The sequence below is a fragment of the Candidatus Woesearchaeota archaeon genome (genome assembly GCA_020854775.1).
In the GTDB taxonomy this organism is placed as follows: domain Archaea; phylum Nanobdellota; class Nanobdellia; order Woesearchaeales; family 21-14-0-10-32-9; genus 21-14-0-10-32-9.
Map to the genome: position 1 here is coordinate 17,275 of JAHKLZ010000025.1, position 25,214 is coordinate 42,488.

General features: G+C 31.7%; 34 protein-coding genes and 1 tRNA gene. 16 read left to right on the plus strand and 19 right to left on the minus strand.

Annotated features, from left to right (window positions below; all coding sequences use genetic code 11):
- Positions 1 to 19: 19 nt before the first annotated feature.
- Complete coding sequence (locus tag KO361_04590) at positions 20 to 1,759, minus strand: ATP-dependent DNA ligase (GenBank protein ID MCC7574843.1); 1,740 nt, start codon at positions 1,757 to 1,759, stop codon at positions 20 to 22.
- 117 nt (positions 1,760 to 1,876) lie between these two features.
- Here KO361_04590 and KO361_04595 point away from each other — a divergent pair, with 117 nt between their 5' ends.
- Positions 1,877 to 2,257 carry a hypothetical protein gene (locus KO361_04595; protein ID MCC7574844.1) on the plus strand — a complete coding sequence of 127 codons (381 nt, stop codon included), beginning with the start codon at positions 1,877 to 1,879 and terminating at the stop codon, positions 2,255 to 2,257.
- Between the two features lie 24 nt (positions 2,258 to 2,281).
- On the opposite strand, the gene KO361_04600 is transcribed toward KO361_04595, so the two are convergent.
- On the minus strand, positions 2,282 to 3,226 hold the full coding sequence (locus KO361_04600; GenBank protein ID MCC7574845.1) for a hypothetical protein: 945 nt from the start codon (positions 3,224 to 3,226) through the stop codon (positions 2,282 to 2,284).
- 141 nt (positions 3,227 to 3,367) lie between these two features.
- Here KO361_04600 and KO361_04605 point away from each other — a divergent pair.
- Positions 3,368 to 3,440, plus strand: a tRNA-Gln gene (locus KO361_04605).
- A 181-nt stretch (positions 3,441 to 3,621) separates the two neighbouring features.
- Here KO361_04605 and KO361_04610 read toward each other — a convergent pair.
- The 4 genes from KO361_04610 to KO361_04625 all read right to left on the minus strand — a co-directional run bounded on the left by KO361_04610 (position 3,622) and on the right by KO361_04625 (position 5,716).
- Positions 3,622 to 4,140 carry an AAA family ATPase gene (locus tag KO361_04610; protein MCC7574846.1) on the minus strand — a complete coding sequence of 173 codons (519 nt, stop codon included), beginning with the start codon at positions 4,138 to 4,140 and terminating at the stop codon, positions 3,622 to 3,624.
- A gap of 70 nt (positions 4,141 to 4,210) precedes the next feature.
- The gene (locus tag KO361_04615) at positions 4,211 to 4,813 is read right to left on the minus strand and encodes a hypothetical protein (protein MCC7574847.1); all 603 of its coding nucleotides are present in this window, start codon (positions 4,811 to 4,813) and stop codon (positions 4,211 to 4,213) included.
- On the minus strand, positions 4,810 to 5,409 hold the full coding sequence (locus KO361_04620; protein MCC7574848.1) for a hypothetical protein: 600 nt from the start codon (positions 5,407 to 5,409) through the stop codon (positions 4,810 to 4,812). Before KO361_04620 ends, KO361_04615 begins: the two co-directional genes overlap by 4 nt.
- A gap of 157 nt (positions 5,410 to 5,566) precedes the next feature.
- Complete coding sequence (locus tag KO361_04625; GenBank protein MCC7574849.1) at positions 5,567 to 5,716, minus strand: hypothetical protein; 150 nt, start codon at positions 5,714 to 5,716, stop codon at positions 5,567 to 5,569.
- A gap of 288 nt (positions 5,717 to 6,004) precedes the next feature.
- Between KO361_04625 and KO361_04630 the strand changes: the two genes are divergently transcribed.
- The gene (locus KO361_04630) at positions 6,005 to 6,523 is read left to right on the plus strand and encodes an HD domain-containing protein (protein MCC7574850.1); all 519 of its coding nucleotides are present in this window, start codon (positions 6,005 to 6,007) and stop codon (positions 6,521 to 6,523) included.
- On the opposite strand, the gene KO361_04635 is transcribed toward KO361_04630, so the two are convergent.
- Positions 6,520 to 7,074 carry a hypothetical protein gene (locus KO361_04635; protein MCC7574851.1) on the minus strand — a complete coding sequence of 185 codons (555 nt, stop codon included), beginning with the start codon at positions 7,072 to 7,074 and terminating at the stop codon, positions 6,520 to 6,522. The genes KO361_04630 and KO361_04635 overlap by 4 nt on opposite strands.
- 355 nt (positions 7,075 to 7,429) lie before the next feature.
- On the opposite strand from KO361_04635, the gene KO361_04640 reads away from it, so the two are divergent.
- The 3 genes from KO361_04640 to KO361_04650 are packed head-to-tail and all read left to right on the plus strand — an operon-like array spanning position 7,430 to position 9,302.
- Complete coding sequence (locus KO361_04640; GenBank protein ID MCC7574852.1) at positions 7,430 to 7,630, plus strand: hypothetical protein; 201 nt, start codon at positions 7,430 to 7,432, stop codon at positions 7,628 to 7,630.
- Between the two features lie 40 nt (positions 7,631 to 7,670).
- A complete protein-coding gene (locus KO361_04645; GenBank protein ID MCC7574853.1) occupies positions 7,671 to 8,150 on the plus strand; it encodes a hypothetical protein in 480 nt (159 codons plus the stop codon).
- Between the two features lie 51 nt (positions 8,151 to 8,201).
- Positions 8,202 to 9,302: a hypothetical protein gene (locus KO361_04650; GenBank protein ID MCC7574854.1), complete on the plus strand. Its 1,101-nt coding sequence runs from the start codon at positions 8,202 to 8,204 to the stop codon at positions 9,300 to 9,302.
- On the opposite strand, the gene KO361_04655 is transcribed toward KO361_04650, so the two are convergent.
- On the minus strand, positions 9,299 to 9,859 hold the full coding sequence (locus tag KO361_04655) for a hypothetical protein (protein ID MCC7574855.1): 561 nt from the start codon (positions 9,857 to 9,859) through the stop codon (positions 9,299 to 9,301). The genes KO361_04650 and KO361_04655 overlap by 4 nt on opposite strands.
- A gap of 152 nt (positions 9,860 to 10,011) precedes the next feature.
- On the opposite strand from KO361_04655, the gene KO361_04660 reads away from it, so the two are divergent.
- The 3 genes from KO361_04660 to KO361_04670 all read left to right on the plus strand — a co-directional run bounded on the left by KO361_04660 (position 10,012) and on the right by KO361_04670 (position 12,371).
- Positions 10,012 to 11,163: a 2'-deoxycytidine 5'-triphosphate deaminase gene (locus KO361_04660; protein ID MCC7574856.1), complete on the plus strand. Its 1,152-nt coding sequence runs from the start codon at positions 10,012 to 10,014 to the stop codon at positions 11,161 to 11,163.
- Between the two features lie 76 nt (positions 11,164 to 11,239).
- Entirely contained in the window at positions 11,240 to 11,893 is a 654-nt protein-coding gene (gene radC / locus KO361_04665; protein MCC7574857.1) for a DNA repair protein RadC, read from the plus strand.
- A gap of 61 nt (positions 11,894 to 11,954) precedes the next feature.
- The gene (locus KO361_04670) at positions 11,955 to 12,371 is read left to right on the plus strand and encodes a type II toxin-antitoxin system VapC family toxin (protein ID MCC7574858.1); all 417 of its coding nucleotides are present in this window, start codon (positions 11,955 to 11,957) and stop codon (positions 12,369 to 12,371) included.
- Here KO361_04670 and KO361_04675 read toward each other — a convergent pair.
- Positions 12,301 to 13,197, minus strand: coding sequence for a hypothetical protein (locus KO361_04675; protein MCC7574859.1), 897 nt, complete (start codon positions 13,195 to 13,197; stop codon positions 12,301 to 12,303). The genes KO361_04670 and KO361_04675 overlap by 71 nt on opposite strands.
- Before the next feature lie 243 nt (positions 13,198 to 13,440).
- Between KO361_04675 and KO361_04680 the strand changes: the two genes are divergently transcribed.
- Positions 13,441 to 13,581, plus strand: coding sequence for a hypothetical protein (locus KO361_04680; protein ID MCC7574860.1), 141 nt, complete (start codon positions 13,441 to 13,443; stop codon positions 13,579 to 13,581).
- A 202-nt stretch (positions 13,582 to 13,783) separates the two neighbouring features.
- Here the strand turns inward: KO361_04680 and KO361_04685 are convergent, their stop codons facing one another.
- The 3 genes from KO361_04685 to KO361_04695 are packed head-to-tail and all read right to left on the minus strand — an operon-like array spanning position 13,784 to position 16,407.
- Positions 13,784 to 14,482: a hypothetical protein gene (locus tag KO361_04685; GenBank protein MCC7574861.1), complete on the minus strand. Its 699-nt coding sequence runs from the start codon at positions 14,480 to 14,482 to the stop codon at positions 13,784 to 13,786.
- 7 nt (positions 14,483 to 14,489) lie between these two features.
- On the minus strand, positions 14,490 to 14,942 hold the full coding sequence (locus KO361_04690; protein ID MCC7574862.1) for a hypothetical protein: 453 nt from the start codon (positions 14,940 to 14,942) through the stop codon (positions 14,490 to 14,492).
- Between the two features lie 25 nt (positions 14,943 to 14,967).
- Positions 14,968 to 16,407: a DUF2779 domain-containing protein gene (locus KO361_04695; protein MCC7574863.1), complete on the minus strand. Its 1,440-nt coding sequence runs from the start codon at positions 16,405 to 16,407 to the stop codon at positions 14,968 to 14,970.
- A 130-nt stretch (positions 16,408 to 16,537) separates the two neighbouring features.
- Here KO361_04695 and KO361_04700 point away from each other — a divergent pair, with 130 nt between their 5' ends.
- Together KO361_04700 and KO361_04705 are read left to right on the plus strand one after the other, a co-directional pair.
- Positions 16,538 to 16,828: a phosphotyrosine protein phosphatase gene (locus KO361_04700; GenBank protein MCC7574864.1), complete on the plus strand. Its 291-nt coding sequence runs from the start codon at positions 16,538 to 16,540 to the stop codon at positions 16,826 to 16,828.
- Positions 16,829 to 17,098: 270 nt separating this feature from the next.
- A complete protein-coding gene (locus tag KO361_04705) occupies positions 17,099 to 17,323 on the plus strand; it encodes an HNH endonuclease (protein MCC7574865.1) in 225 nt (74 codons plus the stop codon).
- 18 nt (positions 17,324 to 17,341) lie between these two features.
- On the opposite strand, the gene KO361_04710 is transcribed toward KO361_04705, so the two are convergent.
- On the minus strand, positions 17,342 to 18,109 hold the full coding sequence (locus KO361_04710; GenBank protein MCC7574866.1) for a tryptophan-rich sensory protein: 768 nt from the start codon (positions 18,107 to 18,109) through the stop codon (positions 17,342 to 17,344).
- A 1-nt stretch (position 18,110) separates the two neighbouring features.
- Here KO361_04710 and KO361_04715 point away from each other — a divergent pair, with 1 nt between their 5' ends.
- From KO361_04715 to KO361_04725, 3 genes are all read left to right on the plus strand, one after another.
- Positions 18,111 to 18,548, plus strand: a complete 438-nt coding sequence (locus KO361_04715; GenBank protein MCC7574867.1) for a ribbon-helix-helix domain-containing protein — start codon at positions 18,111 to 18,113, stop codon at positions 18,546 to 18,548.
- A complete protein-coding gene (locus tag KO361_04720) occupies positions 18,521 to 18,853 on the plus strand; it encodes a type II toxin-antitoxin system PemK/MazF family toxin (protein MCC7574868.1) in 333 nt (110 codons plus the stop codon). The genes KO361_04715 and KO361_04720 overlap by 28 nt, the downstream gene beginning before the upstream one ends.
- Positions 18,854 to 18,947: 94 nt before the next feature.
- Positions 18,948 to 19,430, plus strand: coding sequence for a hypothetical protein (locus KO361_04725; GenBank protein ID MCC7574869.1), 483 nt, complete (start codon positions 18,948 to 18,950; stop codon positions 19,428 to 19,430).
- Here KO361_04725 and KO361_04730 read toward each other — a convergent pair whose 3' ends face one another.
- The 5 genes from KO361_04730 to KO361_04750 are packed head-to-tail and all read right to left on the minus strand — an operon-like array spanning position 19,431 to position 23,909.
- Positions 19,431 to 20,246 (minus strand): prenyltransferase, encoded by an 816-nt coding sequence (locus KO361_04730; GenBank protein ID MCC7574870.1) that lies wholly within the window; start codon positions 20,244 to 20,246, stop codon positions 19,431 to 19,433. It abuts the gene before it with no gap.
- The gene (locus KO361_04735; protein ID MCC7574871.1) at positions 20,246 to 21,250 is read right to left on the minus strand and encodes a polyprenyl synthetase family protein; all 1,005 of its coding nucleotides are present in this window, start codon (positions 21,248 to 21,250) and stop codon (positions 20,246 to 20,248) included. Before KO361_04735 ends, KO361_04730 begins: the two co-directional genes overlap by 1 nt.
- Before the next feature lies 1 nt (position 21,251).
- On the minus strand, positions 21,252 to 22,079 hold the full coding sequence (locus tag KO361_04740) for a squalene/phytoene synthase family protein (protein ID MCC7574872.1): 828 nt from the start codon (positions 22,077 to 22,079) through the stop codon (positions 21,252 to 21,254).
- The gene (gene crtI, locus KO361_04745; protein MCC7574873.1) at positions 22,063 to 23,529 is read right to left on the minus strand and encodes a phytoene desaturase; all 1,467 of its coding nucleotides are present in this window, start codon (positions 23,527 to 23,529) and stop codon (positions 22,063 to 22,065) included. The genes KO361_04740 and crtI overlap by 17 nt, the downstream gene beginning before the upstream one ends.
- 8 nt (positions 23,530 to 23,537) lie before the next feature.
- Positions 23,538 to 23,909 (minus strand): transcriptional repressor, encoded by a 372-nt coding sequence (locus KO361_04750; protein MCC7574874.1) that lies wholly within the window; start codon positions 23,907 to 23,909, stop codon positions 23,538 to 23,540.
- Positions 23,910 to 23,992: 83 nt separating this feature from the next.
- Here KO361_04750 and tpiA point away from each other — a divergent pair, with 83 nt between their 5' ends.
- Complete coding sequence (gene tpiA / locus KO361_04755; protein ID MCC7574875.1) at positions 23,993 to 24,655, plus strand: triose-phosphate isomerase; 663 nt, start codon at positions 23,993 to 23,995, stop codon at positions 24,653 to 24,655.
- A 13-nt stretch (positions 24,656 to 24,668) separates the two neighbouring features.
- Here tpiA and KO361_04760 read toward each other — a convergent pair whose 3' ends face one another.
- Positions 24,669 to 25,187, minus strand: a complete 519-nt coding sequence (locus tag KO361_04760; GenBank protein ID MCC7574876.1) for a hypothetical protein — start codon at positions 25,185 to 25,187, stop codon at positions 24,669 to 24,671.
- Positions 25,188 to 25,214: the final 27 nt, after the last annotated feature.

Consider the following 25,214-nt stretch of genomic DNA (forward strand, 5'->3'; position numbering starts at 1 on the left):
TAATTATCTAAAAAAAAAACTAAGACTTCTTCTGCTCGTAATACAAATCTTCTAAGTGCTCAACATCCAAGACATCATCAGGCTTCCTATCAGACCTTAAAGCAACAATCCTAGGAAAACGAAGAGCAAAACCCGCGGCGTAACTAGGACTCTTCTGAATTTCCTCAAATAAAACACTAACAACGACTTCGGGCTTAACCTTAACATCTCTACCTTTCTCCTCTACTATTAAAGGCTTTAATAAATCAGTTAATTCTTGAAACGAAAGACCTTCCTCAGGCTTTTCTTTCAAACCAGTACCAACTTTGCCAAGCTCAAGAAAATCAGAATCAGACACGCAAGCCAAAGTAAAACTAGTAAGCCAACCACTACGCTTACCCTCACCCCACTCAGCACCCACAATTACTAAGTCAAGAGCATCCATCGAGGATTTAAATTTAACCATGGAGCCAACCCTCGCACCAGGTTTATACGTTCCTTCAAGGTTTTTGAACATTAAGCCTTCATTACCAAGAGCAACAGATTCCTCAAAGAATTTGTTCGCTTCGTCTTCATCACTCGTAATTAATTTTTTAGATAAAACAATTTTCTTAGGAACCTCTTTGATTAAAGACTCAATTATTTTTCTACGCTCACTAAACGGCTTGTTTAACAAGTCCTCACCATTTAAGTATAATACGTCAAAGACATTAAGTTCAATCGGTAATTTCTTCGCTAATTCCTCGATGTTATACTTTCTTTTAATCCTCTGCGAGATGTTCTGAAAAGAAGTATACTTATTAGTCTCAGGATTATAACCTACGGCTTCACAATCAAGAATAAAAGAATCCGCTTCCACGTTGTGCTCAACATATTCTTTGACTTCAGGGAATTGAGCAGTCACATCCTCAAGTCTCCGCGTAAATATTTTAACCTCGCCGTTTTTATGAATCTGCATCCTGAAACCATCATACTTATACTCCAAGATAGCAGGAACACCAACGGATTTGAAAGCATCCTTAATCGTAGGCGCTTTTTGAGCAAGCATAACTTTTAAAGGTTTGCCCACAACTAATCTTATTTCTTTCAAAGCACTAAGACCTTTTTTAGCAGTGAGCGCCGCGATCTCAAAATCATTAGTTTTATCAATAACGGATTGCAACAAATCCACGACTTCATTATACTTTTCTCTGTTCTCAGGATTAATCGAACCATCATCATAATTAGGCTCAGCCTCCGATAAGAAAGCCCAAGCAATCGCGTCACGAAGAGTACCTTCAGCCACGCCAACCCTTAAGTCTTGAAGAGCAATCCTAACAACGAATTTAGCCTCCAAAGGCTCAGCCAAGGATAAGAGACGAGAAATAATTTTTATTTTATTATCAACACTACCCGTACCCTCAAGAGACGCGAGCTTCCTAAAACTAGAAAAAACTTCTTCAACAAATAATTCTTCTTTAAACAAAACGTTTTGTTTTTTCTTCGAAGCTAAGTCCTGCGCAACAACGCCTAAATCACCCTTGTTCCTCCAAAGATTCTCTATATTATCAGTAGAAGAACCAAAAACAGAACTCATCGCCTTAATCACTATTTTAGAAGCAATCCCCAAGTCCTGCTTCTCAGCAGTATTAAAAACCTTACCCTGAAGCAACAAGATTAACCTACCTAAATCCTCAGAGTCAGCGTTTCTTAACAAATCACAAATAATCTTAGTTTTCTTCAAACGCTTAGACTCAGCCCCAAGTGATTCATAAGCAGAAGCTAACAAAACGAATTTCATAAAAAAACAATAAGAACCCTCTTTTTTTAAATCTTATCAAAAAAAAAAAAAAAATTACGAAACGCAAAATATATAAAAAACAAGAAAAGAACAAATAAACAACGAGGGGGTTGAATAATGAAGAAAATAGAAAACACACACCTACTAATACTATACATAGTCGTAACCATATCAATACTACTATCCGCGACTACACTAACCGGATTCGCAACGAAGAACAAAGACACAGAAATGGAATGGATATGCAACTACGCAGAATGCACGAACTACGTAGAAATAAGCGGAGAAGAATGGGCAAGAGAAAACTGCCAAATAACAGCTGAAGGCACCATATGCTTACTAGTAATGGATGATGGAAGACAATTCCAAGTACCACTAGAAGAACTAAACCTAAACGAAATAACAGCTACGAAGTGCACGAGTTACGTATGCGTACAAGAAACACCAATAAAAAAAGTTAACTACGAAATAAACATCGAAGACTACCTTAACAACTAAAAAAAAAAAAAAAAAAAAAGTTAATTATTGGTTTTGGAAGTCGCGATTAATTAATCTTTCCAAGTTATAATCCTTCGCGGAATCATCACTCACTAACACTTCAGAGAAAGAATAAGGACGCAAAGAAAAATCACCAAGAACAGAACCCCTAATAAAACTCTTAGCATCACTAACCCGTTCCTTAAACAAAGAAAACTTCTCACTAAACCAAGAACCATGATTCTTCTTCAAATAAAAAAAACCATTAAGAACCAAACCCGCATAACCAAACGCGGGACGAGCCTTCTCATCCCTATTATACAAACGATAAGAATTCCAAACAAGATTACCAAGAGCCATAGGCGTAGTAACCACTAAGGACCACAACCCAAAATTAGACACGAAATCCCCATAACTAGAACTATTCATCGCGGTCTCAGCGCCACCACACACAAATAAACCATGATCCAACATGCTAAGAGGCGCATTCCAATCCTGACAATACTTCTTAGAATAACCAGTATAAGGCGCGAGCTTAGAAGCAGTCTCATCATCAGCCATACCCACAACCATGGTAGCATAAACCCAGTTACGAGCCTCATACCAAGCCCTCAAAACACCAGAAGAACTCTCCACCATGAAACGATGCTTAGCAATCTTACGAACACGCCTAAGATCCGCCCTAGAACTAAGACCCTCAACTTCAACAATTCTTCTATACAAATCAAAATAAGGCTCACCCTCAAGAACATCACTAGAACTCTTAGATTCCTCAAAACCCTGCTCCACCCAGAACTCATCCCAGAACTCATCAGAAAACACACCCGAACCATCACTCCCAGAATCACCACTCAAACCAGAACCACTCATTTTAGAAACACCACTAACATTCACCGACTCAGAAGAACCATTCGAACCATTAGAAGACTCACTAGGTAACAAATCATACAAATTACGCAAAAAAGGCTTAAAATCCAATTCATCAACCATAACCAACACTCACAACTAGCCAATAATAAAAAAAAGAAGCAATAAAGAATTATTAAAACTATCTAAAAACAACGAAGAAACAAACCCAAAAAAAAACAAAGAAAAAACTTTAAAAAGCACACACAAATACTTAAAAAATACAGCCCCGTAGTGTAGCGGCCAATCATCCAGGACTTTGGATCCTGGGACCTCGGTTCAAATCCGGGCGGGGCTATATACCATCAGGCGATTGAGAGGACTCTTCGTTTTTAAATCGCCAGATTTTTTTAAAAAGTAAAAATTTTCTCATATCAGAGTCTTAAATGATGATTTTACTATTTGAGTATTTTTCTTAAAAATTAATATTTTTATCAAATTTTAACAAAAAATGATGTTTTATCATAGCCCATGCAGGGCTATGCATCCTTTGTGTTTAATCGCGCTAATTCTGATTTTATTAGTTTTATTTTTTCTTCAACAGCATCATCTTCATTTAGAATAAGTGTACCGTAGTCAAATTTTGAAACTAAATCATGCACCGCAGTCGTAGCAATAATTCCATATGATTTTTTTCTTTCAGCATCTCTTTTTATACATACATCTTTTTTTGCTTTTAGCGTGAATACAAAGACTTTGTGTTTGTTGAATTTTGTTAAGAGATCTTCTAATACTGTTTTATGATAAAAATTTCCATCAATTACAACTGACTTTTTTTTATTTAAGTTTTTCAATATATCTGGATAAATAAGTTCATTTATTTTAAGAAAATTATGTTCAGGAATACACCCAATTTCAAAATCTATAACATCTAACTCGTTTTTTGCAAGAATTTCATCAACCGAGAAGTATTCAGCATCTAAATCTTCTGCTAATTTTTTAGATATAGTAGATTTTCCTATTCCTAAAGGACCTCTTATAATTATAATATCAGGCATAATATCTTATCAAGAGCTGTTTTTAAATATTTTGTGCTGTTTTCAACAATTAACTTAAAATATAATCTCTTTATTTAGTTAATACGTCTAGAAATAGTTTTAGATGTTCTTCTCTTTGTAGTTCTTTTATGTCAGCTTGATTTAGTGCATCACCAGCATTATTTAATATTTTTTGATTATTAAAAGATTCATTTATTTTATTTAATAAATAGTTTCTTTCTAGAATTAATTGCTCTATTTTTTCATTAAAAAAATATTTCACTAAATTCTCTTTAACACTGTTGTTTTCTTGTTCTTGTTTTATTAATTCTTTTGCAACATATAAAAATCCTTTGATGCATCTTTGATAATCCTCATCATCTAATTTTTCTAGGAAAATTCTTATTTCTTGATTTCTTGCATACAATTTGAATTGTAAATGTTTATCTGAATGCCCTTTTTTATGATGATGAATCATCGATTCCTTCGTCTCACCTTCTAATGTGAACTTCGCTGATTTTAGATTTAAGCAATATTCATCTTCTACTAAAGAATTTGTTTCAGTTAGACTTATTTGTATATCTTTCTCAGAGAACGTAGCTGAGTATTCATCTTGAAATTGCCCCCTTTTATTTTTCAAATTAGTAGAGTTGGCGAATTCTGGCAAAATATAAATATATTTTGGCTTACTCATGGAAGATGCCTCCTGATATCGAAGTGCAATGAATCTTTTGATAAATTGTTCTTTTCATATACATTTGACCAAATATCTCCATTAAAATAATCTTCTATTGTTTCAAATTGATATAATTTCATATCAAATACATCTTCAAGTAATTCTTTTAGACATATAAAATATATTAAATTAGCCTCTTGCTCTCGCATATGTTCAGGATCTTGCCAACCTAAGCCATGATTAGTATTTATAATTTCTAAATCAAGACGCCAATCAAAATCTTGCCTGCCTGAGAGTTCTTTTAATGATTTATTTTGCAAAAGAGCCATTATTGAAATATCATTATACTTACACACAACGCTGTATTCTAAGTTGTTTATTTTTATTTTTAATGTTTTATGAGTTCGCTCATATTTTGTACCTATAATATTCCCTTTTTCTAGTATGGTTGTGTTAGTATTAGATTTTAAAACATTAGCAAGTTTAATTAATCTTAGAATTATTTGCTCATGCGTTTCTTTGCCTTTCGCTAATTCTTCTAACATATTCTTTGTTTTTTGCTTCAATCTTATTGTTGAAGATTTTTCATTTGAAGACACATTTACATTTTTCATTTTCAATACCAAATCTTATGTATATGATGTATACAAAATATACGAAGTATATAAATTTTGTGTTTTTGTAATACAAAATCTGAATTTTATTTATAAATAAAGACATACGAGTCGGGCGGGGCTATATAACCACCACGCCTTTTTAGTGGACTCTTGGTCACAATTGGCGTGATTCTTTTTTAAATTCATTATTTTCTTTGATTTTCTTTTTTAAAACCGCTATTACTTCATCAAGGGTTTCACAATCGTATTTTTTTAGAAGTTTTTGCTTTTCTTTTTCAAAATTTAATTCATTTAGAAAATCCAATTAAATCACCAAGAGTTAAAAGTTCTCAGTGATTTTTATATGAAGATGTAGATTCAACCAAATATTTATTACAATACGAAGAAGAGATACCATCTCAACAATTTAGAAAATATATTGCGAATATTTCTGAAATAAAGGATTTGAACGAAGAATAGTTAAATATAAATAATTCAAATATTCCTATACATAATTGTTGGGAATGTATGGTCTTTAGACCTGCAGATAGATTTTTTTCAACTGTAAATAAACTAAGAGAGGCTAAGATTTATGCTAACAACTAAAGAATGTATGACTTTATTAGAAAAACATGGTATAACTGGTCATGTACTTAGACATATTCTAAGAGTTAATCAAGTCGCTGTTTTTCTTGGATTGCGATTGAAAGAACAAGGAGAACATATTAATATCGATATATTGAATGCTGCAAGTTTATTACACGATATTGGTAAGAAGAGAGGAGATGATTTAAAAATTAATCATGTTCCTGCAGGAGTTATGATTTTAGAAGAAGAAGGTTATCCTGAACTAGCTGAAATAATAAGCAAACATTCAATAAATGCAATAGTCGAAGAAAATATAATTCCAACCACATGGGAAGAAAAAATAGTTTATTATGCAGATAGGCGTGCTAAAGAAGACGAGCTAGTCAGTATCGAAGAAAGGATTAGTGATTTAAGAAAAAGATACCCTGATATAGAAAGATTTATTGAAACTGCAGAACCAAAAATACAAGCCTTAGAAAATGAAATATTCAACATAATCAAAATCGATAAAGAATTAATCGAGTTGAAAAATCAACCTCTTTAATTTTTCTTGTAATATTTCAATAATTCTTCATAATATTTTTTATTTCTCTCTGCATTTTCATTATTAACTTTGGCACTTATTTCTAAAAAATGTAAATAATCTCTTTTATTTTCTTTTCCTTTTTTTGTATGCATGTCTAATGCATACTCAGGAATAACTAACATCATCCCGTCTTTCCTCTTTAAGCTAAGATAATCATATATTTCACTCACAAATCTATCTTTTTTAGCTTCGCAAAGAATCTTTATCGCTTTAATTGCTTGCATATGTCTATCCCACACCTTACTTGATTTTAATTCATAAAAAACATTTTTTAAAGCATTCACTTGACAAATTGCTTGATTATCTGATATGTCTTCAACAACAATAACACTTACTCTTTCCCAAAACTTATCTATAAAGACATCTCCTGATTCTAAAAGTTCTAAACCGAAAAAGCACGCATTTTCAATATTTCCTCTTCTGATTTCTTTTTGAAGCGCAGATATTACTTCATCAGCAGAATATCCTGAAATTGTTTTAAGATCTGCAAAGCGTTTTGTTAAAGACATATAACAAAGAATATTACCAAGTTTATATAAATTCCTTTTTAATCAGCAATCGAAATCGCACACAAACATATGTTCTTGAAGATGGAAAAATAGCACTTACAGGCGGAAAAGAAATTATAAAAAACTTAAACCAAAAACAGAAGAAAAATAAGAAGAATTCGTAGGCTATGTTAAAGAGCTTAGAGGCGATTTAAAAAAAGAATTAGCAAGATTCGACGAAGTTCAAGAAGAAGCCCTGAATACTGGGCACGACTCCGTAAAGATTCCTTCTTTCGTAGGCGTCATCAAGATGTATTCTCCTTCAAAAAAAGACCCTAAAGTATTAGTAGAAAAACGAGCCATTTTAACGGAGGATATGAGCGCAAATAAAAAATACGAACTAACCACTAATTCAGGAGATGAAACCGCGAAGATGTGGCACTCAGAGAATGGAAAAAAAAGATTTGTAGGAACTTGCTTCATAGACCCAGGCAATACAAACCAAGATGTTACTCGCGCAAACAAATATTTACAAAACTCACTAGGCATAACTAATCTATATCATAGTAAGCAATAAAATCAAAAATTTTATTTAATAAACAATTTCTTTGTTAAAAATGATCGAAAACAAATTAATCGAAGTTCTTAGAATAATAGTTGAACGATTAGAACAACAAAAATTTAAGTGGGTCCTAGTTGGAAGCGCTAGTTTAGCATTACAAAACGTTAAGATTAAACCCGGCGACGTAGATATTCTAACTGATGGCGATGACGCACTTAAAATGAACGAGATATTTAAAGATTTTAAAGTTAGAGACGTCGAGTTCAAAACATCAGAAATATTTGAGTCTTACTTCGGCGAATTCAATATTAACGGAGTTAAAGTTGAAATAATGGGTGATTTAAAAGAAAAGATCGACGGGGAATGGACGAGCCTTAAAGACAGACTAAAAAGAACTGAGTACGTAGAAGTTGATTCTTTTAAAGTTCCTGTATCTCCATTATCTGAGCAACTTGTTTCTTATGAAAAGCTCGGACGAGAAAAAGATAAAGTTAAAGTAGAATTGATAAGAGAAGCGTTAAACAATAAATCTTAATTTTTTAGTTGGTCCGAAAAGCTTATAAACTTTTTAATGATTATTTGAAGAATGAGTTTGTTGAGTTTTTTTAGTAAAAACAAAATTAGTGAGTGGAAAGACTTAAAAAGCACCACTAAAGAAGCCCTAAGCATTTATGAAAAATATTTTCTTAATTTTCTAGAAAGAGTTGAACTTTCTCAAGCGGTTTTTTTGAAAAGCGAAGAATTCATTAGAAAAGGTATTGATCTTTCTGTGCCTGAAGAATACGATACTTCAGGAACTAATAAAGCCGTTGTGAAAGAATATTCTGATTTTGTGAGTTCTAATCTTAATAAGATTAAAGCTTTGTTAAATAAAGAAATTAAGATTGATGATGTCGAAAAGTCTGATTTGGAAAAAATAAATTTTAGTTTAAAAAAAACTTTGTCATTTTCAGATGATTTTTTTCATGAATTTAAGAAAGATCAAGATTATTTAACTATATTAAATAATGTTATGCTTAATTTGTCCGAACAAATAAATTTAGTGGAAGATATAACTAATAGTTTTCTTGGCGAAGATATGTTTAATGTTGTATTGTCAGATAAAGACTTAATGAACGAGTTTAAACAATGTTTGAAGAAACAAATAGAGTTGCTAAAAAAAGAATTTGAATTATTAACAAATGAACGAGTTAATTCCGCTGCTGAATTAGGATATAAAGTAGAGGAAGCTTTGAAGAATTCTTATTTTGAAAAGAATTTACACAACATATTAATGAAATCTGAACAAATAGTTAAGTTGTTTAATGAGCAAAAAATATCTTTGTATCATGCAAAAAATATAAGCAGCCATAACAGTGCCAACATCAAAATTCTTCCATTATCAGAAGATGTTTATCCTGATAATTTTTATGTCACAACTAAAAGTCCTAAAGCAGCCATTAACATAAAAAAAGGACATTCTAATAATCAGCAAGGCGTAGTAATAGCTGTTTATGAAATAATTATTCCTGAATCTTTAGTTAGTCATTTGAAGTCAGATGCTAATGAAGGAAATCATAATATTTTAGGTTCTGAAGAAGCTTATTTAAACGCGTATTATATACCTTTAATTTCTTTTTCTTTGTTTAATAAATATTTCTTATATGGTTTAATAAAAGAGAAACATTTGTTTTCTGAAACTTATTAGTATTTTATCCCATTTATAGATCTTATTTTTCCAAGTCTTGTTTCTAAATTTTTGTATAATTCATCATTTGGTTTTTCTAAAAGAGATAAGTTTTCAGTGCTTTTAATTGTTCCATTTAAAGAATAAACTAAAGAGTCAGACGCGAATTTACCATATTCAACGTTATTTACATTTCCAAATTGAACTAATGATTTATTTAAAGAATTCTTACAACTTAATGCATATTGTGAAAATAAATCGTTAAAATCATTACTCATTGGTTGATTGAAAAAAATGAAGTTTTTAATTATGTGACTTTGCGAAGTTTGATTTGGGAATTCATAAACGTTTTCAGGAACTTCTACGAGCATTTCATCCAATTTCGCATCTATTGCTGCTTTTAGAAATATTCCATTCTTAACAACTTCATAATTATTATTCACAGAAGGTATGAAGTATTTTGTATTATCTAATTTCAAAGTTGAAACTAAGTCATCAAAAACAATGCTTTGTTCTAATTCTTCTTCATTAGTAGATTTGTATTTTAAGTCATCAATTTTAATTACTTTAAATCCCATAATGATGATAATTCATCTTAATTTATAAAGTTTACGTTTTTTAACTACTTTTAAGTGATTAATTAATCTTTTTGTTTTTTTTCGTAAATCTTACGAAACATTACCACTTTTAAATAGAAACATTTATAGAGTGTTTGTTGTTCCTTAAAAACATGGAGCGAGGAGTACTTCCAAGACAAGAAATCATAAAATTCATAGAACAAGGAATCATAAAACTAAAAAACTTCAACGAAAAACTACTACAACCAGGAAGCATAGACCTACCAATAGGAAACAAAGCATACCACGTTTCATCATCATTCTTACCAAAACCAGACGAACCAGTAGAAAAATACATAGAACAATTCTGGAGAGGAGAAGTAGACCTAACAGACAGCAAAGGAATACTCAAAAAAAACAACATATACGTGATACCAATAAACACTGAACTAAACCTACCAAGCAATTACTGGGCACAATTCAACCCAAAAAGCACCACGGGAAGAAGCGGACTAAGTAGCAAAGTAGTAAGCGACGGACACACCGCGTTCGACGAAACCAAAGGCGCATCCGGTAAAATATACGTAATAGCACAACCAAAAGCATTCGACACAAAAATAAAAGAAGGACTAGCCATAGGACAAATGAAGCTATGGAAACACCAAATAATACCCTTAGGAAAAGAAGTACTACAAATGTACAACCAAATAAATCCATTAATACACGACGAATACGACGAACCAATACCCTTACTAAATGACTTATTCAAAAACAGCGCCATAAAACTAACCGTGGACCTAGAAAGCGACGTAGTAGCATACCGCTCAAAAGCCAACTCTAACCTAGTATACGACTTATCAGGAAGCAGAGGATCAATGAACGAACAACAAGAAAAATTCTGGGAAAAAATAACCGCGCCAGAAAAAGGACAACTACTACTAGAACCAGGCTACTTCTACATCATGGGCACAAGAGAAAGAGTAAGATTCCCAAGAAACATAAGCGGAACACTAGAATACATAGACAAAAACGCGTTCGAAGGATACGTACACGAAGCAGGATTCATGGACATAGGCTTCGGATTCGGAGAAAACGGAGAACTACCCGCAACACACATAACACTAGAAATGAGAGTATTCGAACCCTTCACGATTACGCACGGACAATACATCGGCAAAATGAACTACGAACCCGTACTAAACATACCAACAGACAAAGAAGGAAAACTAGCAGTGTACGGAGCAGGAATCTACAAACTAAGCAACTACCAAGCACAACCAAGAGGCCCAACACTCGGAAAACAATTCCTCGAACCCAAAAAATAACCCGAAAAAACAAATCGAAAAACATCCGAGATTCAACACGAAGAATCTTTTAAGAACAAATATTTCTTTAACACAAATGAAAATCAAAGACATAACTTCAGAGAACAGACCTCGGGAGAGAATGATGACTCAAGGAGCCGAATCACTATCCAACACCGAACTAATAGCAATAATCCTACAAAAAGGAACAAAAGAATTTAACGCATTAGATTTAGCCAACCAAATAATAAGCATGTACGGATTAGAAAAATTAAGCCAATGCTCCCTACAAGAATTAATGAAGATAAAAGGCATAGGCAAAGCCAAAGCCACACAGATACAAGCCGTTTTCGAATTACACAAAAGAATAAAAACCAAAAAGAACGGAACACAAATCAAGAACGCCAAAGACGTGTATGATTACTGCGAACCCATGCTCCGAGACAAAGACAAAGAACACTTCATGATACTACACCTAAATACAAAGAACCAAGTCATAAAACACGAAACAATAAGCATAGGAACCCTAAACGCGTCCATCGTACATCCACGCGAAATATTCAAATCAGCCATCAAAGAAAACGCGAACGCAATCATTCTTGTACACAACCATCCAAGCGGAGACCCCGAACCCAGCCCCGAAGACGAAGAAATCACACATCGACTCGAAGAAGCCGGAGAACTTTTGAATATTAAAATTTTAGATCATGTAATAATAGCGGAAAAAAAGTTTTACACATTCAAAAAATGACGTTCACTGGACATTTTAAGCGAAACTTTTTATTAATAATAGCTTATCTTTATTCTAAAAAATGAAAATTTATGTTGATACCAATGTTTTTATTGACTTAATAAAAGAAAATTCATCAAGAAGAAAATCAGAAAGAGTGTATGAATTTTTTAAAAAAGGTTGGAATTGTGCATTTGAATTAATTGTATCTGATTGGACTAGAACTGAGATTTGCAGACACGTAAAAGAAGAAGAACTCACACTTTTATTTAATGAATTTAAAACAAAAAACAAACTTTATTTTGTAACCCACACTAAAGAAGAAACTCAAGAAGCTAAATCTAGAAATGAACATTGGCAAGATGAACTACATTTAATGCTCGCAAAAAAATCTGGTGCGGATATGATTGTTACTTACGATAATGATTTTATTTCTTATGCTTCACCCATCTTTGATATAAGATATCCTGAGAATGCTTTTGCTCACCGCGAGAAATAATTAAGTCGTCCAAAATATTACTTATTTCTAATTCACATTCTTTAATCTTTTTATTAAAATAAATACTTATATCATAATCAAAATATTTATTATTTTTCAGATCTTCTTTGAAGTTTACAACCGCGATGTATTTCCAAACTAAATTGAACAATTCTCTTGTTTTATGATTCCACCCGAGAAACATAACTGATCGCGCATAATCAGTAACTAATTCTTTAGTTTCTTCAGGAACTAACATTATTAAATCCATCATATGAATATTAACATTATCTTCAAAAGAAAAATCTTTTAGGGATTTTTTTAATAAATATAATTTGTTATCTGTTTTTTTATAAATTTGATTTTCTAATTCAAAATTATCTATAACAGAATATTTTTGAGTGGTTTCTTTTAGAAAAAGTGTTTGTTCTTTATTTAACAAATTATATTCTGTTTCATTTCCTCTGAATTGAGTTAAACAAACAGGACCATAAAGATACCAACCCATAGGTATTTTTAAATTAAATTTTTGATTTAATTCAAACAATATTTTGTGTGCTTGAGTTTTTGTTACGCTAGGTGCGAATTTTTTTATTTTTGCAAAGATGTCTTGAATTAATTGTTTTGTTTTTTCAGGAACAGGTATTTTAAAGAAGTTATCTCTATCATATAAGTAATAAAGTCTTTTATTACCTTTATCATCAGAAAATACAATGTCTATTTTTTCAAGTATTTCTAAGTATTTTTCTGCTGTTTTCCAATTAAAATCCCCATCAGCTATTTGACTAATTGGTTTTGGTCCAGATTCTAATTTAGATGTCATAGTTTGAAATGCATTATTTAACATGAAAGTCACCTCACTTCATCGTTAAAAATTTAAAAAAAGTTTCTAAATGATGCAAATCGTCTTAAAACAATACAATTTGCGATAATAGTAGAATATAGTACACTATTTCATTATATAAATATTTATGTGATGCAATATATATTTAGTATTTTAATATTAAATAAATAGAAAATAATATTTCATTTGTCTTTGAAGTACTAAATGAACAAAAAATTTATAAATTAAATTACACTACTAAGGAATATGAATATTAAAATAAATAAAAAAGGTGCTGCTTTAGCATGGTTTGTTATGGCAATTGTTTTTTTACTGATCGTTGTAGCTTTTATACCTGAAGTGAAAGAAACATTGTTTGAAGCCTTGACTATTGTTTCAGCTAAATAAAAAACAAAGAATAAATTGTGAGTCTTCACAATTAGGTTTAACTATAAAAAAATATTTTCTTCTTTAGAAACATATAATAATAAATCATCTATTTGTCTGTTGTTTAAAGTTATCCCTGTTTTTTCTTTTATCATTTTTTTAAGTATAAACATTTTGTGTAGAATTCAAAATAATCTTTGTCAAATTCAGGTGTATATACGAATTATTCTTTGAATTTTTTGTAATCAACATCTTTTTTTAGTATTTCTTGATAAAAATTTGTTTTTTTAATTTTATAAATATTTTCTGGATTAATTGTTGAGGATTGTGGATTTTTCAAAAAATAATAATCATACTTTTTTAATTCTGGTACTGCTTCTCGCCATCGTTTTTCTGCTCTTAGTATTATTATGGTCGCTTTTCGCTTTATTGCTTGTTCAACTAAGTAAAATCCGTATTCTTGTGAATATATTTTTTTCATAGCTTTGTAATTCTTTGAATGATAAGGAAAATATTCCACACACAATACTTTTGATGATAATTTTTTTGGTTCGACATCTTTTCTTAATTGATTAAGCTTTCTTTTCCACCACTTATAACCTGGCGTTTTTTCAAATTCAGGGTTTAAAAAATAAAAAGGATACTCTGCTTGTTCGTGAATTAGATTTTTTCTAATTGCATCAACATAATTTATTTGTTTATGCAATTCTTTATCTTTTTTATCCACACCCGGATTTAAATTTAACAAAACTATATCTGCGTCCTTATTACCTATAAACGGTTCTGGAAGTAAATCTAAAACTATTTTATACTTATCCTCTGCTTTAGCATTAAATTCATCTATGAATTTTTTATCCTCTTCTAAAACATAAGGTGATTTATCCGGTAAATTTTTCCATAGGTTTTTCATCTTTTTACTCATTATATTATCATATCTTTATATTTATTTCTGTGGTTGATGTTAATTTGTTGTCTTGCGTTAGTACTATGCTTGGAAGGTATTCTTTGACTGCTATTTTGTTTCGAGGTATGCATAAGTCTTCATCTATAAAACAATAAAATATTTTTGATTTCTCGTATTTGTTCTTTTTTCTTGTAAAAACGATGTTGTCTTCTGAATCAATAACCGGGATCGCTATTTCTTTCAATTTAGGCATTATTCTTTTTAATTCTTCTTGAACTAATAAATTTACTAATTCCGCTACATAAATTCTTTCTAAATCGCTATCAGGGTGTTTTAGCACGTACTCAAACGAGACTAGTTTAGGCCCTTCAACTACTAATCTATGTGTATCGTTGGTTTCTCCGAGTGATTGTTTTGCTAGAAATGAAAACAAGCCTTTCGCTTCATATTCTTCTTTTAATTTTTCGTTAAAACTCATTTTAATTCCCCCTTAACAATTTTTTTTATTTAATAACGCTTCTCAGGCCTTTTAGTATTATCAGCATTGCTTCGGTGTCTAGTTCGCAGTAATCCAGTAAGTCTTTTCGTAGTTCTGACGTTAATTTTCCCCTGTTTTTTTTATATAAAATCATTGCTTCTGAGCCGTTGCTAACAACTAAGCCTTTATGCGTTTTATCGCTAAATACTGGTAATATGTTTTTGATTGAGTTGCTTCCTCTTTGTTTCTTGTTGTGATACCAGAAATTTGAAAATGGGTCTTTTAAATCTTGTATTCTTAAAACTATTTTGTGTATTTCTTCTTGGTACTTTGGAAAGTCTCTGGCGATTTCATTTAACCTTGGAATTTCGTATGCTTTATGAAAAACTAGTATTGTTCCTTCTTTTGGCAAATCTTTGATTAAAGTTTGAATAAATGTTTCTCTTGGGTCTCCTTCTTTTTCGTATAAGAATTCTTTATGTTCAACTTCTCCTGATTCGTGTTCGATGTGCATAGAGTACTGAAAAGGCAGATGTTGATATGGTTTTGTTTTCTCATATTCAGGTATTGCTAAAGAGAAACTTTCAAAATCCAAGTGAATAATTGGCTTGGTTAATCCTGAAATGAAATCTTTTATTTGTTTTACATCAACGTAAACGTTTTCTTGTGCTTTTATTTGTATTTGTTGGTTATTATTAGTTTTGTAATTGGTTTGTATATCTCTCAAAGAATGTATTCCTTGCAAGTACATTTCTACTGCGGTTTTTCTTTTAACTCTGTATAATTCAAAAACGTTTCCTTCAGGTAAACTTTCTAGGAATTCATCAATAAAAATATTCCCGTAATCTGATTTTGGATAATCTTCAACATTAAAATCAGGACATTCAGGCAAATCAATAACGCGCAAAAACTCAGCTATTTTTAACTCAACATAATCAACAGAAAACACTTCAGGAGTCACATCTGTTTGTTTAAACAAAGACTTCAAATCAAGACTCTTCCCCCTAAAATATTCGTTATTTAAATGTAAAACATAAACATTCTTGATTATTAAGCCATTTTTTTCAGCTAGATATTTTTGAAAAGCCAAATCGTCTATATGGGCAGACTTCACACCAGTAGTGCTTTTAACCTCGATTAAATCAAAACCATCCTTGTTAGGAACTAAAATATCAAAACGAGCATGACAACGCCCATGCAAAAACACGCATTCAAACAAAACTTTTCCTTCATTTAACAATTCCTTAGTTTTATTAACATTATCCAAAAAATCATAATCAGACAAATCAACCCCTGAAGAAAACAATTTTTTAGCCAATTCCCCCACGTTATGACCTTCATCAAATTTATCTTGCAAAACCATATCTGGTTCAGAAATACGCTCAGAATTATTTACCAAAGTCCAAAGTAAAGCATGACTCTCAAGACCAGCCATATACTTAGATTTAGATAACATTTTCCCCATAAACAATATTAAAAAAACTTAATTTATAAAGATATTCATAATAGAAAACGAGCATCAAAATACGAACATATTTATAAATAAAAAATCATAAAATAAGACTATGAAATTACTATTTATATGTAACCAAAGTATGTATCGAAGTAGAACCGCCGAGGATTTATTTAAAGACAAACACGAAACACAATCCGCAGGTATTTATTCTTATAGAAACCAATTAACCAAAGAAAAACTAGACTGGGCTGACTTAGTAATAGTTATGGAAGACCATCAAAGAAAATTCATAGGTGAGAATTTTCCAAAACAATACTTAAACAAAAAAATTATTTGCTTAGATATAAAAGACATATATAATTACGACGAGCCCAAATTAATTAAGCTATTGAAAGAAAAAATATTTAAAGAACAAATAAAAAAATCATAAAAGTAAAACAATAACAAATATTAACTTATTAAATGTGTTTAAAATAGATTCTGAATCATTAGGAAAAGGAATATTGATGTTTATAATTTTATTTTTTTTAATTTGGTTAAGAATAAGAAATAAAAATTCTAAAGTTCAACAAAATGTTTGAAGAGATTATCTTGAAAGTGTATTAAAAATATATAAATTGAGTCTTATAACTTCACTGGTCAACTATGCCCAAATAATATTTAAATGTGTTCTTGCAAACTATGATGTAGGTGATATTTTATGGCTGGGACGTATGTTGATAAGAATAGTTATCGTAGGTTTTCTGATAGTGGTAAACTTGTGTCTAGGTGGGTGGCTGAGGATAAGATTGGTCGTCCTTTGAAGAAGAGCGAGGTTGTTCATCATGGCTACTACGGTAAGGATTGTAATGATCCTGATAACTTATGGGTTTTCAAGAATCAATCTGAGCACATGAAAAAGGCTCACAACAAGAAAAAGAACTAAAAAAAATAATTAATAGAATCAGATTAATTTCTTGTAAATCAAATAAAGAATCGTTGATGTGAACAAGAACACACACAAAATAACCGTGAAGATTATCGAAGGGTACTGACTCGCGAATCCCGACGTGGAAACGTGTTTTAACAATATGCCTAAGTAAGCCCAAACAAGTACTGAAGCGTACGCGACGTCTTTATTCTTCAGCGTCGCTAAAATACCTATGGTTGCACCTATTAATAAAACAATGATTGTCCAAATAATCTCGCTTATTCCGAAGCCGTTCCAATTAACACTAACCAAAAAAACGGTTACGTTCGCAATAGTCGCTACGGTTATCCAACCAAAATACACGCTGAAAGGCAACTTCATCAAAAAATAATCTTCGCGTTTCAACTTGTAACCATGAAGACATTCAGCTATCTTAATAAGACTAAAAAGTATTAAACCCATAAAAAACAAGGAAAGCCACATAGCGTCGTAGTGCCAACAAAAAAGCCAAGAAATATTTGCAAGAGAACTAATAATGAAATAAAACCTTATTTTTTCCAGAACTTTTTCGTGTTTCTTAACGTTACCAAAAACATTGAACTGATACAGAACAAATAAGCTTAGCAATAAGTAAATCAAACCCCAAATAGAAAACGTTAAACCAGCCGGAGCAAACAAGTTAGGATAAGAATCAGACACAGCACCCGTAGCAACGTTATTTATAGGCAGAGCATTAGCTAAAAAATTAACCAAAACCATGCCGAGATAAGACAATAAAACAAATATTTTTGTTAAACGCATAATGAATCAACGTAAAACTAAGTATTTAATTGTTTCTAAAAAAAAGTATTATGAAAATAAATTCCTAATACTCCACAAGACAACTGTGCACACAGTGTATTTAAACAACAATTTTTTTCAAATATTGATGGTTGAAGTTTTAGAACAAGAAACAAAAAATATAAATACTGAATCGTATTTATTCGTACTTATGGGTATGCAAATAAGTTTGAAATTGTCTGATAAAATGTTTAATACAGCAAAGAATTTTTCTGAAGAAAAAGGTTATGATACACTGCAAGATTTTATCAGAGAAACAATAAGAGAAAAATTGTTTGAACAAAACAACGAAAAACTTAGAGGAATACAAACTTACAAAGCTAGTGAAAAAACTTTAGCCAAACGCTGGTCAACAGCCAAGGAGGCTAAAGCATGGAGTCATTTACAAAAAAAGAAATAGTTCTTTTTCCTTTCCCATACACTGATTTATCTAATAGAAAACTCAGACCTTGTTTAGTATTATCTGAAGATTTAGGAGATGATGTTATTCTTTGCCAAATTACTTCTAAAAGAACAAAAAAAGACAAGTATTGCGTGGAAATAAAAAAGAACAATACTTTGAATGGTTCTTTGCAATTGAACAGTTATGTTAGGTGCGACATGCTTTTTACAGCAGAAAAAAATCAAGTAATAAGAAAGATTTGTAAAATTAAAGATGAAGATTATGAAAAAGTCGTATACAAAATACGCGAAATAATAAAATGATGTGTTTAACAAATCATTACGCGGAATAGAATAATATTTAAATGATGAATTCTAAGAAAAGAATTATTAAGACTTTTTGTTATTGCAAGGTGAGATGTTGCTCAGAACTTTTGATAAAAACAGAATTATTAACAGCTTAACAGGATTTAAAGCAAGAAATTTCTATGCAAGAACTTTGAAAATGAAAGAACTCATGCACGCCATGACTAACAACGTTTTAAGTTTAGACGTTGTTGATGAAATGGGCAGAAGCATACACGATCAACCCGTTCATTACGATGATGATTACATTCACAGCATTTACCGAGTATTATATGATTCTAACAAGCTAGGAATAATAAACATAAGTCTTTCCCGCATAATTAATAATGAGAGCTTAGAATCCGCTGTTTTAACAATGATTAATAACGTGAGCCCTGAAACTCTTAACATTAACTTATTTGAATATGACAAAGAAGAATACACTTTTTGTATGACTCTAAGCAGAAAATTCCCATTAATTGGCAGGGTTAAAGGAGAAGTTGTTCCTAATTATAATTTTCCTTACACAGATACAACTAAGCACTTCTATGGATAATCAAAGAATAAAGAATAAAGATGCGTGCACAAATCCTAAGAATCCGATGAACGCTGTTACGTACGGGAAATACCAATAAACCTTGTTTATCCTGTTAATATTCTTTAAAGTGTACAAAGCCAGAATAGGATAAACTATTGTTAAAGCACCAAGAGGAGATGCCTTAATACTTATTATGACTGAGAACACCGACCAAAGAATAACGCATAAAAACAAACTCATTTTTTGTCCGAGAACCAAAGCAGTAGTTTTTAACTTAGCCTTCTTATCAGCTTCCACGTCAGGAACAGCCGAATAAATATGCATAGCCCAAACCCAAGCAAAAGAAGCAATTATAACTAATAAAGAAGGAAACTGCTTAGTTAACTCGAAGTAAGCATAAAAACCAGGAAGAACATACAAAATGTTACTTAAAAAATCCAAGAAAGGAATCGCTTTAAACCTAGGAGGCGCACTGTACATAGTTGATAAAACAAGCCAAACCAACAAGATTAATGAACCAGTAAGAGAACTCCACACAAAAATAGGAATAAGCAACAAAACACTAATAATTAACCAAATAATTAATTGCTTTTTTTCTTTAAACAATAACCTATGCTCCTTACTCGTTTTTTTCTCATTAAAAAAATCAGTGTCCCTATCAAAATAATCATTAATCCCGTACAAATAAATATTAGCAGGCACCAAGAAATAAAGAAAAGTATAAATGAACTGCCAAGAAACACCCAAAGAATACAAGCCATAAAAATAACCAAGCAAATAAGGACCTGCTAAGTACAACCAAAACCTAGGCCTGCTAATCTTGAATATGTTCATCAAAACTTCCTCTCAATAACATAATTTAATAATTTTTCTAATAAGAACCTAATCCTAGGATCTTGCTCTTTTATTAATTCAACAGTTTCTTCCTTTAAATTATTTATGACTTTCCTAGTCTTATCAGCCACATCATATTTTTCATAAAGCTCCTTAATCTTAACAACTGATTCATCACTCAAATCAGAATAGTACTGATTCAACAATAATAAGTCTTCGTCAGAAACACTTATCTCCAAAACTTTTCTAGGATAATGTTGCTTACCCGCCTTTATATCAGACGTATTAGACTTACCTATTTCTTCAGCGCTTCTATCCAACTCTAACAAGTCATCAGTGAACTGAAACAAAATCCCTATGTTATCAGTTATTTTCTCCAAGTCCTCAGTGAAAGATTCCCCACTCAGAATATACGCGAGCTTAAAAGGTAACGTGATGGTGTACTTCGCAGTCTTAAACTTATAAATATTCATGACGTCATCATTAGTAACAATTTCTTTTTGAGAAAGAATAATCTCATTAAGCTCCGCGAAACCAGTTTTTACGAATTCCTCAGATAATTGCTTAGTAACATCTTTATTAACCCTTGACAAATTCATATAAGCAGAATAAGTACCAATTAAGCCAACGCATTGAGCAATACTCTGCGCGTCATGATCCAAATCCTTAGAATCAGGAATAAGCTCCTTAACTATTACGTGAATAGAAGGCTTACCCCTCCTAACATCGTCCTTATCAATAATATCATCAATAACTAATATGGATGAATGTAGAACTTCTAAGCTAGTCGCGGTTATTAACGCGTCATCATTAACCTTACCTGTTAAGACATCATTAATTAAAATGATTAAAGAACCACGAATAAGCTTACCCCTAAGAGAATACTCCTTTAAGTAATCATAAATCTTCAAGTCCTCAGTCCTAGTTATTAAAGAAGAATTCTTATCAAAAAAACTAATCATCTCATTTCTTAATAATTGATGATAACTTTGCAATTCTTTCAAATCATTCACCCCTAAAATAATTAACTAATAACTTAAACATTATTAAATGTTTCCCAGGTTTTACTTGTTTTCTCAAAACAATCCTAGGATTCTTCTTAATCTTCTTAGCAGTCCAAACAAACATGTCTTGAGCAGTCATTATAGGAACTAAGCAATCACTACGAATATAACCAAAACCCTTCCTAGCACCAGAATCTAACTCAAAGAATCTGTTTAACTGCGCTAACAAAAAAGAATCAAAAGCCTCCGCGTTTCGCTCATCATTAATAGTATCAAAATCAAGATTCTTCAAACCAGAAATCTTAGCTTCATCCAAAGGAAGATAAGACCTGTTCATCTTAGCATCTTGATTAATATCCCTAATGAAGTTTATGTACTGCATAGCTTTACCTAGAAGCATAGCGTGCTTATACGAAGACTTCTTCAAATTCATTATTTTAGCCATGAACAAACCAATAACCTCAGCGGAACCATAAATATAAGCATAAGTATCAACCAAAGATTTACACTTAGTACGCTTCAAGTCAGACTCCATAGCACTAAGAAAAGCAACAACCCAAGACTCCCTGAACTTTTTATTATTATACAAATCAACAAAGTCATCAATGACTTCGTAACCAGACTTCTTACCACGTAAAGCAAGCAAAGTCTTATTCTTAAAATCTAAGAATTCTTTTTTCTTCTGAGGCACACTATCAACTAAGTCATCAGCAGTCCTAACGAATGCATAAAGCGTAAAAACATCTTTCCTAATACTCCTAGGAAAAAAAATACTACTAGTATAATACGTAGTGCTACCTTTCTTGAAAATATTATTTTTTGTACTCATTTTTTATCTTATTAGCTAAAATCTGCGAACTAATAATCACCATAGGCACACCTATACCCGGATGATTATAATGACCCGTGTAAAACAAATTCTTAACTTTTTTACTCTTCATACTCGGCCTAAAAATAGCTGTTTGAAACAAAGTATGACTAAGACCAAGAGCAGAACCCTTAAAAGAATTATACCTTGATTTAAAATCAGAATGAGAAAAAATCTTTATTACATCTATGTGCTTAATAATCTTAGTCTTAAGCGTTTCCTCTAAGTGCATCAATATCTTATCTTTGTACATATTCCTTATTTCCTCAGAATCCCTAAGACCCGGAGCAACAGGCACCAAAACAAATAAGTTCTCCTTATCCTTAGGAGCAACAGACTTATCAGTTTTAGAAGGACAACAAACATAATAAGACGGCGCATCAGGCCACTTCTTTTCTTTAAATAATTGATTAAAATGATGCATCCAATCATTTTCTAAAAACAAATTATGATGCTCCAACCCCCTAATCTTCTTATTAATACCAAGGTACATTATGAACGCGGAAGGAGCCACAACTCTATTAGACCAATACTTCTTAGAATAAGACCTGTACTTCTCATCTAATAAATAATTCTCAGTGAACCAATAATCAGCGTTACTAATAACTAAATCCGCGCTGTAAGAATCCACGTTAGTAACAACCTTCTTTATTACACCTTTATCCACGACTAATCTCTGAACAGGTTCATTAAGCTTATACTTAACCCCTAATTTCTTACTAATATCATAAATAGATAACGCGACAGCATTAAGACCTCCTTCAGGATAAAACACGCCCATGTTGAAATCAATATGACTCATAATGCTGTAAAGAGCAGGAGTATTCTTAGGCGCGCCACCCAAGAAAACCATGGTGTACTCCAAGATTTTTTTTATTTTATCAGACTCAAAATTATTACTAACGTACTTATCAAGATTCTGAAAAACATTAAGCTTAGTACCCTGAACTAATAATTTGAAACTAAAAAAATCAGACAACTTATTGTATTCACGGTAAATAAATTCACGCATAGCAGTATCATATTGATACTTAGCTCTTTCCAAGTACTTTTTGAGTTTCTCCGCGCTACCTTTCTCCAAGGATTCGAACAAAGCATAAGTTTCCTCGATGTTAGGCGTTACTTCTAATTCTGAGTCATGAAAAAATATTTTGTAACTAGGATTTAACAATTTAAGATTAAGCTCCTTATTAGGAGATGTGCCAAGCTCAGCATAAAACTTCTCAAATACGTCAGGCATCAAGTACCAAGAAGGACCCGCGTCGAACCTGAACTTCTTCTCAACGAACATAGAAGCCCTACCCCCTACTTGTTCGTTCTTTTCAAAAACCGTTACTTCATGACCTTGCTTAGCTAGAAGCGCAGCCGCGGATAAACCACCAAAACCAGAACCTATAATTATTATCTTCATCAAAACACCTACTTAACGCACTTATCACAAATACCTTTAACCTCTAATTGAAAACTATTAATAGAACCAGGAATCTTATCCTTTAAGAAATCAATATTATCAATCTCGAAATGAATAACCTTGCCTGTTTCTTCACAAACAAAATGACAATGACTCTTCTTACCACGAGAATAAACTTTTTTCCGGTCACAAATATAAGAAATAAGCTCCTTGTTTTTTTCAGCTTCGTTTAAGAATCGATAAATAGTAGCCACTCCAATACTTTCATCTATTTCTTTAACCCTTAAAAATAAGTCTTCAGCACTAAAAAAAGAATTAATACTGCTTAGTTCTTGTTTAATTAATTCTTTTTGCTTAGTATTCCTATTCTTACGAGGCATACTATTTAAGAAAAACTAATTATTTAAAATACTTATTAAAAAATGAGTAACATTTAAATAATGAATCCGCAAAGAAAAGAAACATGGAAGACGTACTAATAATAAACTTCAAGACTTACAAAGAAAGCACAGGAAGAAACGCACTAAGAATAGTTAGAGCCGCAGAGAAAGCTTTAACAAAGAAAAAAGGAAAAATAATACTAGTTCCACAAACAGTTGATTTAAGACTAGTAAAAAAATCAACGAAGATACCTGTTTTTGCACAACACACCGATTTAGAAGAACAAGGAGGACACACAGGGAGCACGAACATAGACGCAATAAAAGAAGCAGGAGCTAAAGGAATACTAATAAATCACTCAGAGAAAAGACTCTCAATGAAAAGAATAGAACAAACAGTTAAGCTATGTAAAAAAAAGAAACTTCTAAGCTTAGTATGCACGAAGAACTTAGCAGAAACCAAGAAAGTATTAAAATTCAAACCTGACTACGTAGCCGTAGAACCACCTGAATTAATAGGAGGAACAACTTCTATAAGCGAAGCCAAACCAAAACTAATACAAGAAGCATCTAAGACCTCAAACAAAATAAGAATACTTTGCGGAGCAGGAATACACTTAGAAGAAGACGTCAGAATAGCCAAACAATTAGGAGCGAACGGAGTACTAGTAGCGTCAGGAGTGATAAAAGCAAAAAACGTAGAAAAAGAAATCATTAGCTTACTAAAAGGATTTAACAAAAAATAAAAAAAATAAGAATTTATTTGTTTATGTACAACAATTTCTTATTATCATGCAAGTTCCAATGAGAACCGTTATAATGCTTAACTTCTAAAGTAACTGAGTGCTGACCCTTAGGTAAATCCTTAACAGGCACAATAACGAACACAGCGGCTTTATCCCTGCGAGCAATCGTGAAATTCTCCTCGTTCATGTACGAATGCAAAATATTCTCATCTACTAAATCATCATTACCACTTACGCTCATAGTGAAGTTCCTAGGCGTGTTGTAAATATTATGAATACCCACACCGAAAATAACAGAGTCCTCACCCTTACCAGGAGTTAAAGGATTCCTATGAATATAAATAGGATCATTAGACACAAAAGCATTAATTAACTCTTGCTCCATCATCGCGTCAACTTCCCCACTAATCTGATTAGTCCTAAAAATCAAGTTACCAAACAAAGCAATACCCGCCATTAACATCAAAGCAGCAATAATAATACCTACTAAAGTACTAATAGCTATTTCCATACCTTTCTTGTTACGAATCATTTTCATCAATCAAACACCCTAAAAAAA

Bases quoted from the DNA above. Each gene is read 5' to 3' on its own strand.
- KO361_04620 (MCC7574848.1), bottom strand. From the start codon at position 5,409: ATGAAAAATGTAAATGTGTCTTCAAATGAAAAATCTTCAACAATAAGA.
- KO361_04640 (MCC7574852.1), top strand. From the start codon at position 7,430: ATGAGCGCAAATAAAAAATACGAACTAACCACTAATTCAGGAGATGAA.
- KO361_04730 (MCC7574870.1), bottom strand. From the start codon at position 20,246: ATGAACATATTCAAGATTAGCAGGCCTAGGTTTTGGTTGTACTTAGCA.
- tpiA (MCC7574875.1), top strand. From the start codon at position 23,993: ATGGAAGACGTACTAATAATAAACTTCAAGACTTACAAAGAAAGCACA.
- KO361_04705 (MCC7574865.1), top strand. From the start codon at position 17,099: ATGGCTGGGACGTATGTTGATAAGAATAGTTATCGTAGGTTTTCTGAT.
- KO361_04740 (MCC7574872.1), bottom strand. From the start codon at position 22,079: ATGAGTACAAAAAATAATATTTTCAAGAAAGGTAGCACTACGTATTAT.
- radC (MCC7574857.1), top strand. From the start codon at position 11,240: ATGAAAATCAAAGACATAACTTCAGAGAACAGACCTCGGGAGAGAATG.
- KO361_04615 (MCC7574847.1), bottom strand. From the start codon at position 4,813: ATGAGTAAGCCAAAATATATTTATATTTTGCCAGAATTCGCCAACTCT.
- KO361_04595 (MCC7574844.1), top strand. From the start codon at position 1,877: ATGAAGAAAATAGAAAACACACACCTACTAATACTATACATAGTCGTA.
- KO361_04690 (MCC7574862.1), bottom strand. From the start codon at position 14,942: ATGAGTTTTAACGAAAAATTAAAAGAAGAATATGAAGCGAAAGGCTTG.
- KO361_04675 (MCC7574859.1), bottom strand. From the start codon at position 13,197: ATGTTAAATAATGCATTTCAAACTATGACATCTAAATTAGAATCTGGA.
- KO361_04645 (MCC7574853.1), top strand. From the start codon at position 7,671: ATGATCGAAAACAAATTAATCGAAGTTCTTAGAATAATAGTTGAACGA.
- KO361_04725 (MCC7574869.1), top strand. From the start codon at position 18,948: ATGTTGCTCAGAACTTTTGATAAAAACAGAATTATTAACAGCTTAACA.
- KO361_04635 (MCC7574851.1), bottom strand. From the start codon at position 7,074: ATGTCTTTAACAAAACGCTTTGCAGATCTTAAAACAATTTCAGGATAT.
- KO361_04590 (MCC7574843.1), bottom strand. From the start codon at position 1,759: ATGAAATTCGTTTTGTTAGCTTCTGCTTATGAATCACTTGGGGCTGAG.
- KO361_04650 (MCC7574854.1), top strand. From the start codon at position 8,202: ATGAGTTTGTTGAGTTTTTTTAGTAAAAACAAAATTAGTGAGTGGAAA.
- KO361_04760 (MCC7574876.1), bottom strand. From the start codon at position 25,187: ATGATTCGTAACAAGAAAGGTATGGAAATAGCTATTAGTACTTTAGTA.
- KO361_04600 (MCC7574845.1), bottom strand. From the start codon at position 3,226: ATGGTTGATGAATTGGATTTTAAGCCTTTTTTGCGTAATTTGTATGAT.
- crtI (MCC7574873.1), bottom strand. From the start codon at position 23,529: ATGAAGATAATAATTATAGGTTCTGGTTTTGGTGGTTTATCCGCGGCT.
- KO361_04710 (MCC7574866.1), bottom strand. From the start codon at position 18,109: ATGCGTTTAACAAAAATATTTGTTTTATTGTCTTATCTCGGCATGGTT.
- KO361_04715 (MCC7574867.1), top strand. From the start codon at position 18,111: ATGAATCAACGTAAAACTAAGTATTTAATTGTTTCTAAAAAAAAGTAT.
- KO361_04695 (MCC7574863.1), bottom strand. From the start codon at position 16,407: ATGGGGAAAATGTTATCTAAATCTAAGTATATGGCTGGTCTTGAGAGT.
- KO361_04685 (MCC7574861.1), bottom strand. From the start codon at position 14,482: ATGAGTAAAAAGATGAAAAACCTATGGAAAAATTTACCGGATAAATCA.
- KO361_04660 (MCC7574856.1), top strand. From the start codon at position 10,012: ATGGAGCGAGGAGTACTTCCAAGACAAGAAATCATAAAATTCATAGAA.
- KO361_04630 (MCC7574850.1), top strand. From the start codon at position 6,005: ATGACTTTATTAGAAAAACATGGTATAACTGGTCATGTACTTAGACAT.
- KO361_04680 (MCC7574860.1), top strand. From the start codon at position 13,441: ATGAATATTAAAATAAATAAAAAAGGTGCTGCTTTAGCATGGTTTGTT.
- KO361_04750 (MCC7574874.1), bottom strand. From the start codon at position 23,909: ATGCCTCGTAAGAATAGGAATACTAAGCAAAAAGAATTAATTAAACAA.
- KO361_04610 (MCC7574846.1), bottom strand. From the start codon at position 4,140: ATGCCTGATATTATAATTATAAGAGGTCCTTTAGGAATAGGAAAATCT.
- KO361_04655 (MCC7574855.1), bottom strand. From the start codon at position 9,859: ATGGGATTTAAAGTAATTAAAATTGATGACTTAAAATACAAATCTACT.
- KO361_04700 (MCC7574864.1), top strand. From the start codon at position 16,538: ATGTATCGAAGTAGAACCGCCGAGGATTTATTTAAAGACAAACACGAA.
- KO361_04670 (MCC7574858.1), top strand. From the start codon at position 11,955: ATGAAAATTTATGTTGATACCAATGTTTTTATTGACTTAATAAAAGAA.
- KO361_04720 (MCC7574868.1), top strand. From the start codon at position 18,521: ATGGAGTCATTTACAAAAAAAGAAATAGTTCTTTTTCCTTTCCCATAC.